Here is a 1,172-nt window from a genome sequence, read left to right as displayed (position 1 = left end):
CCGCGGGTGGATCTGCCGACGTATCCGTTCCAGCGGCGTCGTTACTGGTTGGAGCCCGCGACCCGTACCGGTGACGCCGGCGGCCTCGGCCTGGCCCCGATAGGCCACCCGCTGCTCCGGGCGGCCGTCGGCCTGCCGGACGGCGAGGGCGCGGTGCTGACCGGCAGCCTGTCGCTGGCCACCCACCCGTGGCTCGCCGACCACGCGGTGCAGGGCACGGTGATCCTTCCCGGCACCGCCCTGCTGGAGCTGGCGATCCGCGCGGGAGACGAGGTGGGGGCGAGTGCGCTCGACGAACTGGTCGTCGAGGCCCCGCTCCTCGTCCCGGACCGCGGCGCCGTCCACCTCCGGGTGAGCGTCGGTGACCCGGACGAGGCGGGCCTGCGGTCCGTCACCGTCCACTCGCGCCCCGCCCCGCCGGCCGGACCGGGCGACCCGGTGGAGCGGTTGACGGATTCGGCCGAGTGGACCCGGCACGCCGCCGGCACCCTGCTGAGCGGCCCGGCCGCACCGGCGGAGGGTCTGCACGCCTGGCCGCCGCCGGGTGCGACGGCGCTGGACACCGAGGGGATCTACCAGGACCTGGCCGCCGCCGGGCTGGACTACGGGCCCGGGTTCCAGGGCCTGCGCGCCGCCTGGCGGGACGGCGACACCTTCTACGCCGAGGTCGCGCTGCCCGACGCGCTGGCCGGTGAGGCCGAACGGTACGGCCTCCACCCCGCCCTGCTGGACGCCGCCGTCCACATCACCGTCCACCACCGGCTGGTCGACAGCCCGCCCGGAGTGAGCCGGCTGCCGTTCGCCTACACCGGTGTCCGGCTGCACGCGACGGGCGCGAGTGCCCTGCGCGTCCGGCTCCGCTACACCGAGCCGGAGGTGCTCGCGATCGAGCTCGCGGACGGGACCGGCGCGCCGGTGGCCTCGGTGGAGGCACTCCGGGCCCGCCTGGTCTCCGCCGAGCAGCTCGCCCCGACGGGCGGCGCCGACCGCGACGCGCTGTTCCGGCTGGACTGGCCCGCGTCGACGGCGGGTGCCTCCGACGAGTCCGCCTGGGAGGTGCTGCGTGCGGAGGGGGATCTGGCCGTGGCGCTGGCGGCCGTTCAGGGGTGGTTCGCGGACGAGTCCCGTGAGGGTGTCCGTCTGGTGGTTCTGACGCGTCAGGCGGTGGCCGT

The 1,172-nt window shown here is 76.5% G+C and carries 1 protein-coding gene; it reads left to right on the top strand.

What is annotated here, in order from left to right:
* Window positions 1-48: 48 nt before the first annotated feature.
* Window positions 49-1,172 (top strand): polyketide synthase dehydratase domain-containing protein (locus ABZY91_RS42100; protein WP_355409547.1); only part of this gene is annotated, 1,124 nt, incomplete at its 3' end.

It is taken from the genome of Kitasatospora sp. NPDC002965 (genome assembly GCF_040611255.1).
GTDB lineage: Bacteria > Actinomycetota > Actinomycetes > Streptomycetales > Streptomycetaceae > Kitasatospora.
The sequence above is the reverse complement of the archived record's forward strand: the minus strand, read 5'-3'. Positions and strand labels throughout refer to the sequence as shown.